At 61.9% G+C, this 19,138-nt stretch carries 8 protein-coding genes; 2 read left to right on the top strand and 6 right to left on the bottom strand.

Annotated elements, in window-relative coordinates; translation table 11 throughout:
• Positions 1 to 872 precede the first annotated feature (872 nt).
• Positions 873 to 2,063, top strand: a complete 1,191-nt coding sequence (locus NA619_RS22390; RefSeq protein WP_255963993.1) for a sugar transporter — start codon at positions 873 to 875, stop codon at positions 2,061 to 2,063.
• A 42-nt stretch (positions 2,064 to 2,105) separates the two neighbouring features.
• Here the strand turns inward: NA619_RS22390 and NA619_RS22385 are convergent, their stop codons facing one another.
• From NA619_RS22385 to NA619_RS22365, 5 genes are all read right to left on the bottom strand, one after another.
• Positions 2,106 to 3,419 (bottom strand): methyl-accepting chemotaxis protein, encoded by a 1,314-nt coding sequence (locus NA619_RS22385; protein WP_255963992.1) that lies wholly within the window; start codon positions 3,417 to 3,419, stop codon positions 2,106 to 2,108.
• Positions 3,420 to 3,675: 256 nt separating this feature from the next.
• Positions 3,676 to 4,095 (bottom strand): septal ring lytic transglycosylase RlpA family protein, encoded by a 420-nt coding sequence (locus NA619_RS22380; protein ID WP_255963991.1) that lies wholly within the window; start codon positions 4,093 to 4,095, stop codon positions 3,676 to 3,678.
• Between the two features lie 261 nt (positions 4,096 to 4,356).
• A complete protein-coding gene (locus NA619_RS22375; protein ID WP_255963990.1) occupies positions 4,357 to 5,136 on the bottom strand; it encodes a transporter substrate-binding domain-containing protein in 780 nt (259 codons plus the stop codon).
• A gap of 283 nt (positions 5,137 to 5,419) precedes the next feature.
• Positions 5,420 to 5,563 (bottom strand): hypothetical protein, encoded by a 144-nt coding sequence (locus tag NA619_RS22370; RefSeq protein WP_255963989.1) that lies wholly within the window; start codon positions 5,561 to 5,563, stop codon positions 5,420 to 5,422.
• A gap of 129 nt (positions 5,564 to 5,692) precedes the next feature.
• The gene (locus NA619_RS22365; protein WP_255963987.1) at positions 5,693 to 7,693 is read right to left on the bottom strand and encodes a peptidase U32 family protein; all 2,001 of its coding nucleotides are present in this window, start codon (positions 7,691 to 7,693) and stop codon (positions 5,693 to 5,695) included.
• Positions 7,694 to 8,020: 327 nt separating this feature from the next.
• Between NA619_RS22365 and NA619_RS22360 the strand changes: the two genes are divergently transcribed.
• Positions 8,021 to 10,156, top strand: coding sequence for a TonB-dependent siderophore receptor (locus NA619_RS22360; protein ID WP_255963986.1), 2,136 nt, complete (start codon positions 8,021 to 8,023; stop codon positions 10,154 to 10,156).
• Positions 10,157 to 10,523: 367 nt separating this feature from the next.
• Here NA619_RS22360 and NA619_RS22355 read toward each other — a convergent pair whose 3' ends face one another.
• The gene (locus tag NA619_RS22355) at positions 10,524 to 19,070 is read right to left on the bottom strand and encodes a GH36-type glycosyl hydrolase domain-containing protein (RefSeq protein ID WP_255963985.1); all 8,547 of its coding nucleotides are present in this window, start codon (positions 19,068 to 19,070) and stop codon (positions 10,524 to 10,526) included.
• Positions 19,071 to 19,138 lie beyond the last annotated feature (68 nt).

Genomic DNA, 19,138 nt, shown 5'->3' with positions numbered 1-19,138 from the left:
CCCCTGTAGGAGCCAGCTTGCTGGCGATCTTTTCGGCACCGCAAAGGCGTGGATCGCCAGCAAGCTAGCTCCTACAACAGCGTGATCCGTGGCTTGTCCATGTTGAAAGGATTCGGGCAGTTCGCTACAGGTATGGTGAAGGTCTGCCATCGATCGCCAGATGTCTTCTCGGCCCGACAGCGATCGACCGCAGGATTCCGCACCTCGCAGCGCCTTCAATGCCCTCGCTGGCGTTGTCCCCTGTAGGAGCCAGCTTGCTGGCGATCTTTTCGGCACCGTAGAGGCGTGGATCGCCGGCAAGCTGGCTCCTACAACAGCGTGATCGGCGGCTTGCCCATGTCCTACGGGTTCGGGCAATTCGCTTATAGGGACGATGCAGGTCTGCCATCGATCGCCAGATGCCTGCTCGGCCTAACAGCGACCGACCGCAGGATTCCGCACCTCGCAGCGCCTTCAATGCCCTCGCTGGCGTTATCCCCTGTAGGAGCCAGCTTGCTGGCGATCTTTTCGGCACCGCGCAGGCGTGGATCGCCAGCAAGCTGGCTCCTACAACAGCGTGATCCGCGGCTTGTCCATGTCGCGCGGGTTCGCGCAATTCGCTACAGCGACGATGCAGGTCTTCCACCGGTCGCCAGATGCTTTTCAAGCCTGACAGCGACCTACAGCAGGCGTAGAATCCGCGCCGCTCCAGCTGTCCCGCTTCGCACCTCCAACGCTTACGCTGCCACCCGCGTGCATTACCTGCGCCGCGGGCGATCTGCGTTGTGGTGGGTGTGGGAACAGCCATTCCTTACACCTTCTTCGTCACACTGCACTGTGCCGTCCTGGCGCGTTGCGGTTGCCGAGTGAACAGCAGTTTTCAGATCGCCTACATGACCGAATCGCAAAGCTCCCACGGCGGGAGTTGGCTCAGCGTTATCGCGCTGGCCCTGGCCGCTTTCATTTTCAACACTACCGAGTTCGTCCCGGTCGCCTTACTAAGCGACATCGGCCGTTCGTTCGACATGCCGCCGTCTCAGGTCGGCTTGATGCTGACCATCTACGCCTGGGTGGTGGCCCTCATGTCGCTGCCGATGATGCTGATGACGCGCAACATCGAGCGTCGCACCTTGCTGATGTTCGTCTTCGTCGTGTTCGTCGGCAGCCATCTGGTGTCCAGCGTGGCGTCAAGCTTTGGCATGCTGATGATCAGCCGCATCGGCATCGCGCTGTCCCATGCGGTGTTCTGGTCGATTACCGCCTCGCTGGCTGTGCGCGTGGCACCGGCTGGCAAGCAGGCGCAGGCGCTGGGACTGCTGGCTACCGGCAGCGCACTGGCCATGGTGCTGGGTATTCCGCTGGGTCGCGTAGTGGGAGAGGCGCTGGGCTGGCGCACGACCTTCCTGTCGATTGCCGGGATCGCGGCGCTGGTGGTGCTGGTGCTCGCCCGGACACTGCCACTGCTGCCAAGCCAGAATTCCGGCTCGCTGCGCAGCCTGCCGGTGCTGTTCAAGCGACCGGCGTTGGTCGCGACCTATGTGCTCACTGCGCTGGTGATCACCGCGCAGTTCACGGCGTACACCTACATCGAGCCTTTCGCGCAGACCATTGCGCACCTGAGCGGGGACATGACGACCGTGTTGCTGCTGCTGTTCGGCGGGGCGGGCATCCTCGGCTCCTTCCTGTTCAGCCGCTACAGCGGGCGTTATCCGAAGGGCTTCATGATCGCGGCGATCTCGGCCATGGCGACCTGCCTGCTGCTGTTGCTTCCGGCAGCACGCGACAGTTCGCTGCTGGGCGCGCTGGTGGTGGTCTGGGGTATTGCCGGGATGTGCTTCGGCCTGGCGCTGCAAACCAAGGTGCTGAATCTGGCCTCCGACGCGACCGACGTCGCCATGGCAATGTTCTCGGGCATCTACAACATCGGCATCGGTGGCGGAGCGCTACTGGGTAGCCTGGTAACTCAGCAGTTAGGCCTGAGCAATGTGGGCATTGTCGGGGGATTGCTGGCTGTCGGTGGCGTGCTGTTGTGCTGTTTCGCCACGTACCGGTTTGCCCGGCCGATGGACAGCGCGGCAGCGTGATAGCGGCGGAGCGAATCGCTCCGCCGTGGTGAACCACCCGCGTTACTTGAGTTCGTTGGCGAAGCGGCCGACGGCGCTGACGACCTGCTTGGCGCCGTCCTGAATCTCGACGATCACCTCACCTGCCTGATTGGCCAGTGCCAGGCCCTGCGAGGCTTGCTCACGGCTGTTGGCCATCTCCCTTACTGCTTCGTCAACCAGTGTCTGATTTTTCTGCACGACCGCGACGATTTCTTCAGTGGCGGCGCTGGTGCGACCGGCCAGTTGCCGGACCTCATCGGCCACGACGGCAAAACCTCGACCCTGCTCACCCGCGCGCGCTGCTTCGATAGCTGCGTTCAGCGCAAGCAGATTGGTCTGCGCAGCGATGCCGCCGATGGTCTGCACGATGGAGCTGATCAGGTGCGATTGCTGGCCGAGCGCTTCGATACCCTGGGTGGCCGATTCAACTTCAGCGGCGATGCGCTGCATGGTCGCAACGGTGTCCTTGACGACACTGGCGCCGCGCATGGCTGCGGTGTCGGTATGTCGCGAAATGTCATAGGCAATGCTGGCGGCCTCGCGGACTTCCTCCTCTCGTGCGACCTGATCGGTGACGACGCTGGCGAACTTGACCACCTTGCAAAGCTTGCCTTCAGGATCGTAAACCGGGTTGTAGGTCGCCTCCAGCCACAGGTCGCGGCCGTGGCTGTCCACGCGTTTGAAGCGGTCCGCAACGAACTCGCCACGGTTGAGGGTTTGCCAGAATTGCTGGTATTGCGAGGAAGCGGCGTCAGCTGGTGTGCAGAAGATGCTGTGGTGTTTACCCACGATCTGATTCAGCGAATACCCCGTCGCCTGCAGGAATTGCTCGTTGGCGGTCACGATCTTGCCATCGAGGTTGAACTGGATCACCGCCGTAGAGCGGAGCAGGGCGGTGATGAAGGCTTCGTTCTCCTTCGACAACTGCAGGTCTTTGGTAATCTCGCGGCCGAACCCTCGGATCTCGGCCAGCTCGCCACGGTCATTGATGACCGGATACCAGTCCACGTGAACCCACTTCAGGCTGCCGTCGACATGCAGAAAACGGTAGTCATCATTAACCGGCTTGCGCTGAGAAACCGCCGCGCGGAAATTGTGGAAGCACGGGAGGTTCTTGACGTAGGCCGGAACGATCTCTGCCATCGGGCGGTTCTGCAACTGTTCGACCCGGTAGCCAAGCGTCTGGGCGAACTTCTCGTTTAGCGAGACCATTCGGAATTCCGGGTCCAGCGTGAGAGCCAGCATGGTGGCCGCCATGTGATCGTGCAGTTGGCGTAGCGGAGACAGTTCCGCGCTTTGCTCTTGGAGTTGTTCTTTGAGACGGCCGTTGAACATGATTGCACCGAAGCGAGTTGGATGACGTCCCTTGCTATCGGCGCCAGTCCCCCAGGCTTGAGCGATCAGGGTCTGAAAACAAACAATCGCGGCGATAGCTTTCGTCTATACGCGTTGGGCAACAGGCCGCTCATTCAGTCATGAAAAAGTGGTCAGCAGGGCAAGGCCCCCAATGCACTTACCGATCGCTCTCGGCTTTACCTATCAAGAAACCGCTACCGGCTTTGCGGCACGATCAGGTCGGATAGCAAAAAAGCTATTCGACCCGCTCCAGTCGAACGCGGATGACGCCCGAACGGGTGCTGCCAATGCTCTGAAATGCGGCTTTCGACAGATCGATGATCCGTCCGCGGACGAACGGGCCGCGGTCGTTGATACGCACCACCACGCTTTTACCGGTACGGGTGTTGGTCACCCGGACTTTGCTACCGAACGGTAGGGTGCGGTGCGCCGCTGTCAGTGAGTTCTGGTCGAAGCGCTCGCCGTTAGCGGTCAGCTTGTTGTGATGCTGGCTGCCGTAGTACGAGGCCTTTCCCGAGCCCAGCAGTTCGCTGGTTGGGGCGGGCGTCTTCTCCGGCTGCGATGAAGTGGGCGTTCTGGGTGGCTGGCTCGTACACCCGGCGAGGACAGCCATCAACAGCAAGGCGGCTGACCAACTGGCAGGCTTCTGGAGCATGTTCGATCCTTGTCTCATGGCGGAACTCGTAGTCCTGTACTCAATGCGGTGGGCACGGTGCCAGTAAGAGTGTCGTATCGCCATTAAGTTTTCTCAACAAGCGAAACGGATAGGAGTCAGCGATCCTGGCTTGCGTGTACTGCGGGCACCCACTCTCGCTGACGACTCATTGCGCCTCGCGCGCCAAAGCAGAGATCGATTCTGCGAGCGGCTGGGCAGCCGCTCGCAGGACGAGATGTCTACCTGCCTGAACCGATGCCGTCAGGAGCCAGGCTTGGCCAGCCAGGTGTCGGCGATACGCTGATATTCTCCGGTTGCCTTGGTGAGATGCAGCCACTGATCCACATACGCCTTAAACGCGACATCGTCCCGGGGGAGGAGAAAGGCCTTCTCGCTGTACTGCAGAGGCTTGTCGGGGTTGACCGCGCACAGGGTCGGGTAGTTGCGCTGCTGATACATCGCCTCGGATGCATCCGTGATCATCACATCGGCCTTGTTCTCGGCAACGGATTTGAAGATCACGGTGTTGTCGTGGAAGAGCTCCAGCTGCGCCTTCGGCAACTCACGGTGTACGAAGGCTTCGTTGGTGCCTCCCGGTGGCTCGATCAGGCGAACCGAGGGCTGGTTGAGCTGCTCGATGGTTTCGTATTTCTCGACTTCGTCGCAGCGGACAAAGGGAATCTTGCCGTCAACGGTGATCGGGTCGCTGAAGAAGGCCTTTTTTTGCCGCTCGAGGGAAATCGAGATCCCGCCTACGCCCATGTCGCAGTTGCCCGCCAAGAAGTCCGGCATCAGCGTCTTCCAGGTCGTCGGCACCCATTCGACCTTTACGCCAAGCGTCTTGGCCAGCGATTCAGCCAGCGCGATGTCGATGCCTTCGTAGGCCTTGTCGTCGCGCAGGAAGGTGTAGGGCTTGTAGTCGCCGGTGGTGCAGACCTTCAGCGTCCCCCGCTGCTGGACGTCATCGAGCAGCGAAGAGGAGGGCGCGGCGAACGTCGCGCCGCTGGCCAGCAGGATGCCAGCCGCAATCAGAGATCTCATGGGTATTTCCTTGCAAGGGCGCGGCTGAGAAGGCCGCGGTTATTGTTCTGGCCCGGCAGATGCGGGTACCGAGAAGCTACCGGATGGGAGCATGGGCTCACAAGAAATTTGCGTACTCACCGCGCCGTCCCGCCACGCGACCTTGGCCGAACAAGTTCGGCCCTACAAGACATCGTTAGGCCCACTCATTCGGCCGGTTCAAACGCGGTCACTAATGAAATCCGTAGGGTCGAATTTATTCGACCGCTCTATCCGCATCACCCAGTAAGAGGCTACCAAGGAATCAGGCGTGCGGCTTGCTGCGGATGGTCTTCATCAGATCGGCCGGGGTGATGTGTCCGACCACGCTGCTGGCGCTACCCGGCTGGGGCAGGTTGAGGATGTTGCCCTTGCAGAGTCGCGCCGCTGCGCAACCGCTGCCGAACAAGTTCAGCCCTACAAGACATCGTAAGGCCCACTCATTCGGCCGGTTCTAACGCGGTGGCTAATGAAAGCGTAGGGTCGAATTTATTCGACCGCTCTATCCACCATCACCCAGTAAGAGGCTGCCAAGGAATCAGGCGTGCGGCTTGCTGCGGATGGTCTTCATCAGATCGGCCGGGGTGATGTGGCCGACCACGCTGCTGGCGCTACCCGGCTGCGGCAAGTTGAGGATGTTGCCCTTGATCTTGCCGATCACATGCATCTCGCAGGGTTTGCAGTCGAACTTCAGGGTCAGCACCTCGTCACCGTGCACCAGCTGCATCGGCGCGACGTTGGTGCGGACGCCGGTGACGCCCTTGGCCTGTTTTGGGCACAAATTGAACGAGAAGCGCAGGCAGTGCTTGGTGATCATTACCGGTACTTCGCCGGTTTCCTCGTGAGCCTCGTAGGCCGCATCGATCAGTTGCACGCCGTAACGGTGGTAGAAGGCGCGTGCTTTCTCGTTGTAGACGTTGGCGAGGAAGGAGAGGTGCGATTCGGGATAGACCGGCGGCGGTACGCTGACCGCTTTACGGCTGCCCAGCGGCCGAATCGCTTCGCGGGCTTCGGTCAGCGCCTCGATAGCTTCACGGCGCAAGGCTTTGAGTTGCGAGTTGGGGATGAAGAAGGCCTGCGGCGCATCCACGTCCACTTCTTCGGCGTGGTAGATCGTGGTGCCCAGCTGGCTCAGCAGATTGGCGATCTGACCGGGCACCTGCTCCGGCTTTTTCGCTTCGCCAAAAGGACCGGCCAGCGAGACGGTAGCGTAGGCGCCTTCTTCGCTGGTGACGTGCAGTTCCAGCTCGTCGGCGCGCAGTTTGGCCAGCCAGCGCACACCGATGCGGCGCTCGGCGGATGTCTTGAGCAGCGCGTTCTGCCAGTTGTGGTCCAGGTTGCGATTGAGCGGATGGTTTGGCCGCACCTGATGCATCGCCGCGGGCATTTCGTTGGGTTCGACGCGGTATTGCCAGAACGATTGACCGTCCTCTTCGAACTGCCTCAGCGGCTCGACCACGCTGGCGCGGAAACCCACCACCTCGCGCTTGATCAGCACGTTCAAGCCATCGCCGTTGGACAGCGGCTCGCGGGTCTGCACAGTGAGGTCGTGCTTGCTGACCTTTAGTACTTCGCCGACGGCCAGGCCGGTGAAGGTCGGTGAGTCGAAGGCGCCGATGTCGATCTTGCGGTCAGTGACGAAGTAGTCGGTGCTACCGCGGTGAAAGGTCTTGTCCGGGTCCGGCACGAAGAAGTGATCAATGCGGCCACTGGACGCGCGCGCCAGGTCAGGGCGGTCTTCGAGGATTTCATCGAGTCGCTGACGGTAGTAAGCGGTGATGTTCTTCACGTAGCTCACATCCTTGTAGCGCCCCTCGATCTTGAACGAGCGCACGCCGGCATCGACCAGCGCGCGCAGGTTGGCGCTCTGGTTGTTGTCCTTCATCGACAGCAGATGCTTGTCAAAAGCGACCACGCGTCCCTGGTCGTCCTTGAGCGTGTAGGGCAGGCGGCACGCCTGCGAGCAGTCGCCACGGTTGGCGCTGCGCCCGTTTTGCGCATGGGAAATATTGCACTGGCCAGAAAACGCCACGCACAGAGCGCCGTGGATGAAGAACTCGATGGCCGCATCGGTCGCATCACTGATCGCGCGGATTTCCTGCAGGTTCAGCTCGCGAGCCAGTACCAGCTGAGAGAAACCGGCCTTGTCGAGGAACTTGGCGCGCTCCAGCGTGCGGATGTCGGTCTGGGTGCTGGCGTGCAGTTCGATCGGCGGGATGTCCATTTCCATCACGCCCATGTCCTGCACGATCAGCGCATCGACACCGATCTCGTACAGCTGCCAGATCAGCGCCCGCGCGGCTTCCAGCTCGTCGTCATGCAGGATGGTGTTGATGGTGACGAACACGCGCGCATGGAACAGGTGGGCGAATTTCACCAGCTCCGCTATGTCCGCCACGCTGTTTTCGGCGTTGTGCCGCGCCCCGAAACTCGGCCCGCCGATGTACACCGCATCGGCGCCATGCAGGATGGCCTCACGTGCGATGGACGTGTCCCGAGCAGGGGAAAGCAGTTCGAGGTGGTGCTGAGGCAGGGACATGGGCGCGGACCGGGTGTAGATCGAAGCCGGGCATTGTAAAGGCTTGCGGGCGTTTTGGGATTGGCCGCCGGGCGAGTTATGCAACTGATGCTGACAGCCTTGGGCAGAACTGGGGTGGTACCCAGGTGGAGCGCCGGGTGTGGATCCCGGGCTTGAGCTCCTCGAGGGGAAAGCCAGCTGAGAATATTTTCTATTCAGTTGCAGAAATGATTACTTATCTCATTAGCGTTTGATTATCATCCGGTGCCCGCGAATCTATGTGACCTGTTGTAACAAGAAATCATGAGGCGCGCGGTTGCCACCACCCAAACACAGAGGACCTCGAGTATGACTGGTAGTAAAGCCCGGCTTGATAAGGCCCAGACACCTTGGCGCCGCACCACAACCGCCTTTCTGTGCTGTGCCCCATTGGTAGCTGCTCCCTTGAGCGCAAGCGCGCAGGAATCGAGCAATGCTGATGGCAAGGAGCCGTTCCGCCTCGCTCCCATCATCGTTAACGCCAACGCATCTGCCGGCGACGACGCCAGCACGGTTGTTGCTCAGGAGCTTTGGGTGGGCGGCAAGGTCCCTACCAGCATCCTCAACACGCCCGCTTCGGTTTCCGTTGTCACCCAGAAGGAAATCGAGCAGCGCAGTGCCAGTACCACTGAAGAGGTTCTGCAGTACACGCCGGGCGTCATCGCGGACTATTACGGCTCCGATGACCGCAACGACTATTTCAAGATTCGTGGATTTCAGGCCACGACCTACCGTGATGGCTTGACCCTCAGTTCGATGCGTGGCGTTCGTGAGGACCCGTTCGCGTATGAGCGCGTCGAGATTCTGCGTGGTGCCAACTCGACCCTGTTTGGTCCCGCTGATCCTGGTGGTTCGGTTAACTTCGTGAGCAAACAGCCGCGCTTCGACTCGTTTGGCCAAGGCTATGTCACCTACGGTTCGTTCGATCACAAGGAAGTCGGCATCGATGTGGGTGATGCGCTCAATGAAAGCAAAACGCTGGCTGGCCGTTTCACTGCCAAAAAGCAAGACAGCGAACGTGAGTACGATCATTCGCAGGACGACAACCAGCTAGTGATGGGCGGCTTGACCTGGGCACCGACCGATTTCACGTCGGCTACAATTGTTCTGGATCACCTGAAGACTGAAAGTTCACCCAACAGCGGCGGCTATCCGCTGGACAGGGAATACGACCGCGACGAATTTTTTGGCGAGCCCGGTTACAACTTTCACGATGTAGAACGCACTAGTATCAGCGGCAATATCACACATGACTTCGATAACGGTTTTGTAGTGCGCGCCAATTTGCGTTACAGCGAACTGACCGACGACTTTGGCTATGTGTACCTGAGCGATTCCGCCGGTCGGTTGGGCACAACTGTCCCTCGTGTTCAGTTTGCTACGGACAGTGAAGCCGACCAGCTGAACGGAAACGTGATGCTGCAATATGATCACCGTTTCGAGAATGTCGACAGCAGCACTATGGTGGGCATTGAGTATCTAGACTCATCTACCAAAGATAGCTCCATATATACAGCCGCATCCTCGATTGATATCGCTAATCCTGTTTTCACCGGTGTCGCTCGCGGAGCTGCGCCCTATACTGTTCGTGATGAAGACGCCGAGACTACTGCCGTTTTCCTTCAGCAAAACCTGTCTTTATATGAGCGCTTCATTATCACGGCTGGTGCGCGCAGGGACTTCATGGATCTGTCCAGCAAGGGCTTTAATACCTTCTCAAGCCCCGTGGTATTTGATGATAACGACAGCTTTGCCGAGACCTCTTACCGCGGTGCGCTGACCTATATCGTCTCCGACGAAGTTTCCACCTATGTCAGCATGGTCGAGTCGGTGGCTCCACCCGAAATCGGCGTCACACCTAAGCGTGGTAAGCAATATGAGCTTGGCGTGAAATACGCGCCCCTGGGTATGAATGCATTGTTCTCGGCTGCTATCTATGACCTCACCCAAGACAACGTTACGTTTGCCGTTGTGCTGGATGATGGCCGTATCGAGCAACAAACAATTGGTGAAACCCGAACGCGTGGTCTGGATTTGGAAGCCAAAGCTGAAATCACCGAAAACCTAAGCTTGGTCGGTGGTTATTCCTATATGGAGTCGGAAGTCGTTCGTGACATCAATCCCGCTCGAGAAGGGAATGAGTTCGATGTTGCGCCGAAGCATTCTGGCTCGCTGTGGAGCTATTACAACTTCCCTGGCACGAAGATGAGCGCTGGTCTGGGCGCGCGTTATGTAGGCGCCTATTACTTCAACCTTGCTAATACCAGCAAGAGCGACGCAACTACGCTTTTCGACGCTGCCTTCAACTACAACATCGCCAAAGACACCGACCTGGCCATCAACGTCAGCAATCTGCTCGACGAGCAGCACGTAGTCGGCTCTGGCACTGCGGACTACTACAACCCAGGCCGCGAGATCACGGCGAAGGTCAGCTATAACTGGTAAGCGAAAAAATCCTGTCTGGCGTCGTCTACGTCGGCCGGCCAGGATTTACGTAGACCTTGCTGCCTACGTCTCTGACGTGAGCAGCAGGGCGTTACAAAGTGCAAATCGTTTGCCGGATCGCTAGATTCGAGCCGATCCCTTCCAAGCCTGATTGAAACCTTCCTGGTTGAGCCAGCTTGCAGGTAACGAGAAGCTGCACGTTGCCAATGAAGCGCAACCTGACCAGCCGTCCCGCTCCGCCACGCCCCCACCCAATGCTCCATGCTCGGCCCCAAATCCCTTGGGCCTGGTCGAACCTGCCCTATGGTCCTCACGCTTGTGAGGTGAGAACCACTGGGAGCGGTTGAGTCAGAGGCATTCTTCCGTTCTAGAGCGTCAACACCACCTGATGCTGCCCCCCATCCAGCGCTAGACGCACCGAACCATTAGCGCACTCAAGCGTGCTTTCATCCAGCTGCGCGTGCCTGATGCCTCGATTGCCCTTCGCAGGGTTTTCCACGCGGATGGCGTAGCGGGTTTCGCCCAGGGTGATCGTGGCTTCAAATCCGGGCCACTCACTGCTAATGCAAGGGTCGACTATCAGCCATTCGCCCTCACGGCGGATACCGAGGATGCCCTCGACGCCGGCGCGATGCATCCAGCCTGCAGCGCCGGTGTACCAAGTCCAGCCGCCGCGGCCGTTGTGCGGAGCGACGCCGTAGACGTCCGCCGCGACCACATAGGGTTCGACCTTGTAGCGTCGGCTCTCTTCAGGTGTCAGCGCGTGATTGATCGGGTTGAGTAGCCTGAACATGCGGCACGCTGCATCACCGTCGCCGAGTTTGGCAAAGGCGAGCATGGCCCACATCGCGGCATGGCTGTATTGCCCGCCGTTCTCACGCAGCCCTGCTGGATAGCCCTTGATGTAACCCGGCTCCTTCTCGGTCTTGTCGAATGGCGGCGTGAAGAGCAGCGCTAGCCCGTCATGTTCGCGGATCAGGTGATGCTGAACCGAAGCCATGGCCTGCTTCGCGCGGGCGGGGTCGGCCGCGCCTGACAACACCGCCCAGGACTGGGCAATGGAGTCGATGCGGCACTCGTCGCTGTCTTTGGAACCCAGCCAGGTGCCGTCATCGAAGGTCGCGCGGCGATACCACTCGCCATCCCAGGCCTTTTCTTCCAGCGAATCGGTGAGCGCCACGGCGTGTTCACGCCAGCGCTCGGCACGTTGGGCGTCAGCCACGGTGCCGCGCCCCTCAGCCAGCGGCGCAAAGAGCTCGATGGTGCGCAGCAGCAACCAGCCAAGCCAGACGCTTTCGCCTTTGCCGTGTTCGCCGACGCGGTTCATACCGTCGTTCCAGTCGCCACCGCCAATCAGCGGAAGGCCGAGTTCGCCGTGCAGCTCCAGGCACTGATCCAGGCCGCGCGCGCAATGCTCGAACAGCGGCGCGGCATCGCCGGCCATCATCGGCTGGAAGAAGGCATCGTGCTCGCCGGGCTTGAGCAGCGGCCCTTCGAGAAAGGTCACTGGCTCATCAAGGATCGCCGCGTCGCCGGAAACTTGAATATAGGTTGCCGTGGCAAACGACAACCAGACACGGTCATCGGAGATGCGCGTACGCACGCCCTGACCGGAGTGCGGCAGCCACCAGTGCTGTACGTCGCCCTCGGGGAACTGGCGACTGGCAGCGCGCAGGATGTGGCTGCGGGTAGCCTCGGGCCGCGAGAAGGTCAGCGCCATGCCGTCCTGCAGCTGGTCGCGGAAGCCGTAGGCGCCGCTGGCCTGATAGAACGCCGAGCGCGCCCAGATGCGGCAGGCGAGGGTCTGATACAGCAGCCAGCCGTTGAGCATGATATCCATCGTGCGGTCCGGCGTTTTCACCTGTATCGCACCCAGTGCGGTGCGCCAGTGCTCGGTGACTTCCAGAAGCACCGCGTCCAGATCTGCCTGGCGATAACGCTCGACCAGTGCTCGGGCCGCCTCTGCTGAGGGGCATTGGCCGATAAAGGCGACGATTTCGATGCTTTCGCCGGCAGCCAGTTCGATGCTTGTCTGCAAGGCCGAGCAAGGGTCCATGCCTGCGCCAGTGATTCCCGACAGGGGGGCTCCCGCGAGAAGTGCCGCAGGCGTAGCGGGGCCGCTGTTGCGACCGAGGAATTCGCGGCGATTGGCGGTCCAGCCGGTTTGCCTACCGCCAAGGTCGGCAAAAGCCACGCGGCCGGGGAAGGCGCTGCTCCAGGGGTTGCGCGCCAGCAGCATGCCGAGGCTTTCATAGCGTTCGGTGATGATGTAAGGCGCGTTGGCACCACGCGCGGTGCCGAGCACCCATTCGCTGTAGCGGGTAACCGACAGCCTGCGCGGCACGGCCGATAGGTTGCGCAGGGTCAGGCGGGAGATCTTGATGGGATCGGCCAGCGGCACGTATTCAAGCAGGTCCATGGCGATGCCGTCGGCCTGGTGTTCGAAGCGGCTGTAGCCGTGTCCGTGCCGCGCAATGTAGAGCCCGCCATCTCGGATCGGCTGAGCGGTGGGGCTGAATAGCGCGCCGCTGTCCTCGTCGTGGATGTAGAAGGCTTCGCCGCAGGGGTCGGTAACCGGGTCGTTGGACCAGGGCGTCAGTTGGTTCTCCCGGCTGTTTTCAGCCCAGGTGTAACCACTGCCTTGCGCCGAGACCTGGAAGCCGAACTGCGGATTGGCGATCACGTTGATCCAGGGCGCGGGTGTGTTGGCGTCCGCTTCCAGTAGGGTCACGTACTCACGGCCATCCTTGTCGAAACCGCCCAGCCCGTTGAAGCACTCAAGGTGCTGGGAAATCTCGGCGGCCGAGGGACGTGCGGCAGCTGACGTCGCCATTCCATTGGATCGGCGATCGGCAAGACGTGGCGGCATGGCCGGTGCCTGAGATGCGACCAATTGGTTGGCCAGCTGATTGGCGATCGGACCGCGGCGAGCGATCAGCGATAGACGAGCCACGCTGCGCAGCAGCGCACGCGCCTCGGTGCTCAGCAGGTCGGCGCGCAGCATGTACACCGTGCCTTGAGCAAGTTCGGCACCAAAACGCGGGCGCGACTGGCTGCTGCGCACGGCGGTTTCGATAGCGATCTGCAAGTCCTGCAGGTAGGAGCTGGCGTGCTCGTTGAGAATCACCAGATCCACCGCCAGGCGCTTCATGCGCCAGTATTCGTGGGCGCGCAGTAGCTGGCGCACCTGGGCGATGTCCTGAACGTCGTCGATGCGCAGCAGTACGATGGGCAGGTCGCCGGAGATCGAATGCGGCCAGAGACCCGACTGTGCGCCAGCGCCCTCGATGATCGCCGCCGACGGTGCGCGGAACTGCGGGTCGGCATAAAGGATGGGCGCGGCGAGGCGCTGAAAGTCAGCGGCTTCGGCCGGTTTGATGTCCAGGTGACGCAGCTGCACTTGCGCCTGGGTCCAGGCCAGGGTCTTGGCGCGGTCGTAGGCGCTGCGGTCGTGGTGTTTCTCGATCAGGTTGAGCAGCTCGTCCCTCGAGCCGGCGATCATGGTCCAGAACGCCACACGGGCGACCTTGCCCGGTGCGACCTTGACCCGGTACTTGAGCGCGAAGATCGGGTCGAGCACCGTCCCCACCGTGTTCGATAGCGCCAATCCTTCAGCGATGACGGCCGCAGCAGCAACGCTCGGTCGCTGGCCAATGAAACGGGCGCGATCGGTTTCGTACTGCGGATCGGCCACGACTTCGCCTTCGGCCACCGCGAAATGCGCCGCCCAGATCGGTCGCTCGCCCTCGCTGCGCAGGCGTCGAGTGGCGAGCAAAGCGCCGAACTCGGGCAAGTATTCCGTGACCACGAACAGCTTGGCAAAGGCCGGGTGCGCGTTGTCGGTAGACGGTGTGGTGAGCACCACTTCGCTGTAGGACGTGAGCTCGATTTCTCGGGCATCGGGACCGCTGTTGACGAGCGAGACGCGGCGTACTTCGCCGTCATCTTCGCCAGATACCAGCACATCAAGCGTGGTGGTGAGATCCTGATCATGGCGAATGAACTCGGCGCGGTCCTCGCCAAAGATCACTTCATGGCTCAGGGCATCGCTGTCGCTGGGCTGGCCGCCAGCCGGCCAGACGCGACCATCGGCCGTGTCGCGCAGGAAGATGAACGAGCCGTAATCATCACGGCTGGCATCTTCGCGCCAGCGGGTCACCGCTATGTCGCGCCAGCGGCTGTAGCCGGCACCGGCAGCGGTGAGCATCACGGCGTAACGCCCGTTGCTGAGCAAATGGGTGATCGGCGCAGCACCTGCGGCGCTGGCGCTGAGTCGACGCAGCGCTTGTGGATCGCCACTGCCCTCGACGGCGCGAATCTTCACTTCTTCAGCGCGTGGATGGGCGATGGCTACATCGCGTGGCATGCGCTCCTGCAGCAGCAGTTCACAGGCCTGGATCATCGGCTCGCGATGAAAACGAGCGCGCATTTGCCCGTCCTGCAGGGTATTGGCGATGGCGACGATGGTCATGCCCTGGTGGTGCGCCATGTAATTGCGCACGATGACGAAGGACTTGCCGTCCGGCAGTCGCGCCGGTGTGAAGTCCAGTGCCTCGTAGAAGCCGTAACGGCCAACCGCCCCCATCTCCGCCATGCGACGGAAATTCGCTTGCGCGCCAGGAGCGTCGACCATGGTGGCAAGGCCGGTGGCGTAGGGTGCAATGACCAGATTCTCCGCCAGCCCGCGCTTAAGGCCGAGGCCCGGCACGCCGAAGTTGGAATACTGGTAGGTGAATTCCATATCACGTGCATGGTAAGCCGACTCGGACACGCCCCATGGGACGTTGCGGTCGTTTCCATAGTCCTGTTGGCGCTGCACCACCAGGCTGTTGGTCTGCTCCAGCAGACTGCCTGCCGGCGCACGCATGACCAGCGAAGGCATCAGGTATTCGAACATCGAGCCCGACCAAGAGATCAGGGCCGAGCCGTTGCCCAGCGGGGTCGCGGTGCGGCCCAGGCGGAACCAGTGGCGCGTGGTCACGTCGCCCTTGGCGATGGCGAACAGGCTGGCCAGACGCGCTTCGGAAGCCAGCAGGTCGTAGCAACTCGGGTCGAGGCTGTTCTCGGCCAGCCCATAGCCAATCGACAGCAGCTTGCGCTCGGGGTCGAGCAGGAAGGCGAAGTCCATTTCCAGCGCCATCTGCCTGGTGGTGCGGGCCAGCTCACGCAGGCGCGCTTGTATGTCTATCAACGTCTCGCCTTGCAGCTGACGGTCACGGGCGTGCTCGGCCAGCGTCTGGCCCAGTGCGTCGATCCAGAAGCGTAGGTCAGCCGGCTCGTCGTCTTCGTTCGGCGGGCAGATTTCCAGGCTCAGGCGGGCGGCTTTTTCAGCCAGTTGGCGCAGCGTCGCGGAAAGAGTATCGAGCGCTTGCTCATCGCCCAATTGCGCGGCGATTTCATCGAGCAGTTCGGTAAGCGGGCGGCCCCGTTCGCCATGGGCGGTCGGTAGTGCGGCGATGGCCTGACGGATCAGCAGCAGGGTGTCGTGCAGGCCCGCACGAGCATCCGGCGCGGTCGGTGCGTCGAACCATTCCTCGCAGGCATTGGCGATGGCGATCAGGTGGCCGGCAAGGTTGCCGCTGTCCACCGCCGACACGTAGGCCGGCTCCAGCGCACGCATGTCTTCGGTGGCATACCAGTTGAAGAAGTGCCCGCGATGACGTTGCAGGCGCGCCATGCTGTCCAGCGTCGCCTCCAGGCGGTCGAGGGTCTGCAGGGTGCCGGCCCAACCGAAATCACGGGCCGCCACTGACGAGAGGAGGTAAAGGCCCATGTTCGTTGGCGAGGTGCGGCGTGCGACGACCGGCTTGGGGTCTTCCTGAAAATTGTCCGGCGGCAGCATGTTGTCAGCCGGCGTGACGAATGTTTCGAAGAAGCGCCAGGTGCGCCGGGCAATCAACCGCAGTTCTTCGGCGTCCGGCTCGGCAAGTTTCTGGCTACGGGCAATCCGCGGTGAACGGCTGGCCCACAAGGCAATTGCGGGTGCGCCCAGCCAAAGCAGGGCGAAGGGCAGCACGACAGGCCAGGAGCCGGGTGCGATCAGCAGTGCAACGATGACCGCTCCAGCACCCAAGGCCGCGCCGCCGGCCATGCCGCGATAGAAACCGCTCAGCTTCAAGCGTGGGCTGATGGCTGATTGAGCAGCGGTGGTCCATTCCAGCAAGTTCCGCTTGGCAGAGAGGCGCGAAATTGTCCGCACGATGGCATCGACCATGCGCCAGGCCTGATCCGGCAGAAACGCCAGATTGAGCCCGGTTTGCGAAGCGGCCAGGCGCAGGTCATTCAGTAGCCTTCGAAAGTGGCTTTGCGCACAGATGCCACTGCGAGCCGGCAGCAGCGCGAAGCAGATCGGCAGCAATGCCGGAATCGCCATTGTCGCGATAACGAGCGCGGTGCCAACCAAGGCGGCCCCGAGCGGTAGCATCCAGCACAGTGTCAGCGCGAGCAGTGTCAGCGGCGCGACCAGTGAGCGGCGCAGGTTGTCGAGCATCTTGAAACGGCCGATGTCGGGCAAGGCCTGCGGGCCATTACGGGCACCGAATATCCAGGGCAGCAGCTGCCAGTCGCCGCGGGTCCAGCGATGCTGGCGTTTGCCTGACACGTCGTAGCGCGATGGAAATTCCTCCACCACCTCGACATCCGTCGCCAGACCTGCGCGGGCGAAGACGCCCTCGAACAGGTCATGGCTGAGCATTGTGTTTTCCGGTACGCGGCCGGCGAGCGCCGCCTCGAACGCATCGATTTCATAGATGCCTTTGCCGGTGTAGGAGCCTTCGCCGAACAGGTCCTGATAGACGTCTGAGACGGCCGCTGCATAAGGGTCCATGCCGCCCGGACTGGAGAACACCCTTTGATAGAACGAGCCTTCACGGCCCACTGGCAGTGAAGGGGTCACGCGTGGCTGGAGAATTGCGTAGCCGTTGACCACGCGCTGCTCGGAGGCGCTGAACCGCGGGCGGTTGAGTGGGTGCGCCATCTTGCCGATCAGGCGCATGGCGGCATCGCGCGGCAGGCGGGTGTCGGCGTCCAGGGTTATCACGTAACGCACATCGGTGGGCAGCTGCTGCGAGCAGCCGGCCAGCGGCATGTAGCTGGTGTCCGTGGCGCCGCGCAGCAGTCGGTTCAGTTCATGCAGCTTGCCGCGCTTGCGCTCCCAACCCATCCAGCGACCTTCGCTCGGGTTGAACTGCCGGCGCCGGTGCAGGATCAGGAATCGACTGCCTCCGGGCGCCGGGCCATAGCGTTGGTTCAGGCTGGCAATGGCGTCAACCGCGACCGCGAGCAGATGCGCATCGCCAGGCAGGGTCTCAGCGTCCGCATCCAGCCCATCGGTCAACAACGCAAAGGTGAGGTCACCGCCCGCGCCAGCCAGATGATGCACCTCGATGCGTTCGATCTGTTCTAGCAGGTCCGCTTCATTGGTAAGCAGTGTCGGCACTGCGACCAGGGTGCGAAGCGATTGCGGCACGCCGGTGGTCAGGTCCAGACCGGGCAAGGTCATGGCGCCAAAGCGCCAGGTCACTAAGCGGTTAACCAGCGTGGTGGCAACATCGGTGATTGGCAGGAATGCGACGACTGCCAGCAGCGCTAGCCATGCTGCGCCAACGCCCGCGCTGGTCAGGGCCTGCAGCCCGATCGACAGCAGCAGGGCGGTGACCAGCAGAATCGAGCCGACATAGCCGACGATGCCGAGCTGCACATGGAATCGACTCAAGCGCAGCCCCAGCGACGGGCTGAAATCGATGCTGCGTTCGAGGGCGAGGCGGCCTTCGCCGATCAGGTGATAGCCCGGATCGCTGACGCGTTCATCCTGAACGGGATCATCCGTTGTCGCGGCAGCCGCTGCGCTGAGTGCAGCGCCGGCCACGTCCAGCTCGGTCGCGGTCGAGCCTCGCGCGAGCTGTTCGATGGCGCTGCGGTAGAGGTTGCGTGTGGGGAAATCCATGAGGGCGAAGGCGCTGCCGGCGCGCAGTCGCTCGTCCACCAGGCTGACGCTCTCGAACAACTCGGTCCAGTCGATATCCGAGATCAGCCGCATGCTGGTGATGACATTGCGCACGCTGACGTTGGACGCGCCCTGGCGTTGCTGCGAGTGCTGCACCACCTGGTCGATCGAAGTGTCCTGCTGCCCCAGTAGCTCTTCCAGCCAGCCCAGCGCGGGCGTTGTGTTCGGGTCCTGGTCGCGAAGGCGCTTGGCCAGTTCTGCCGCAAACACTTCGGACATCGGCGCGCTGCCACGCGTGGTGATTTCCTCCTCGAGGGCTCTTTTTGGCGAGACGGCAGACAACAGTCGACTGGCCATGGCATCGGCCGACGACCGGGTCGCGCGGCCATCGGTAATCTGGTCGCTCAGACGCCGCAGGTTCTCGATCAGCACGATGCGCAGGGTGATCGCCACGGCCCAGAGTTCGCCAATGCTCAGCGGCTGAACGTGCTGATAGGCGCTGATGAAGCGGCGCAGCGTTTCGGGATCGAAGTGGCTGTCGGTGTGCGCCACGAAGGCCCAGGCGATGCCGAACACGCGCGGATAGCCGGCTAAAGGGCCTTCGGCCAGTTTGGGCAGCTGACGGTAGAAGCCCGGTGGCAGGTCATCACGAATCTCGCGGATCTGCGCCTCGACCAGGTGGTAGTTATCCAGCAGCCATTCCGCCGCCGGGACCACGCTGCGGCCACTTTCCAGCTCTGTAGCGCTGGCACGGTAGGCAGCCAGCAGAACCGCTGCGTTGTCGTTCAGCCGCGCATGCAGCGACATCACCGCGGGTGGGTGGTCGGTAACCGGCTGCGCGGCGGCCAGGCTGCGGGCGTGGTGTTCCAGCCGTTCGGTGCCGAACAGCTCGTCGCGCACGGGCGCGAGATCGTTCCAGAGGGGCGAGCGCCGATGGCGTCCGAGAATGTGACGAAAAACTGAGGTCATGAGCGCCTGTCCGGCCAGCGGATGTGGGGGAGCAGGCGTAGAGGCGCCGGATCCTGTCGAGAGGAACC

It is taken from the genome of Stutzerimonas stutzeri (assembly GCF_024448895.1).
Classification (GTDB): domain Bacteria; phylum Pseudomonadota; class Gammaproteobacteria; order Pseudomonadales; family Pseudomonadaceae; genus Stutzerimonas; species Stutzerimonas stutzeri_Q.
The sequence above is the reverse complement of the archived record's forward strand: the minus strand, read 5'-3'. Positions and strand labels throughout refer to the sequence as shown.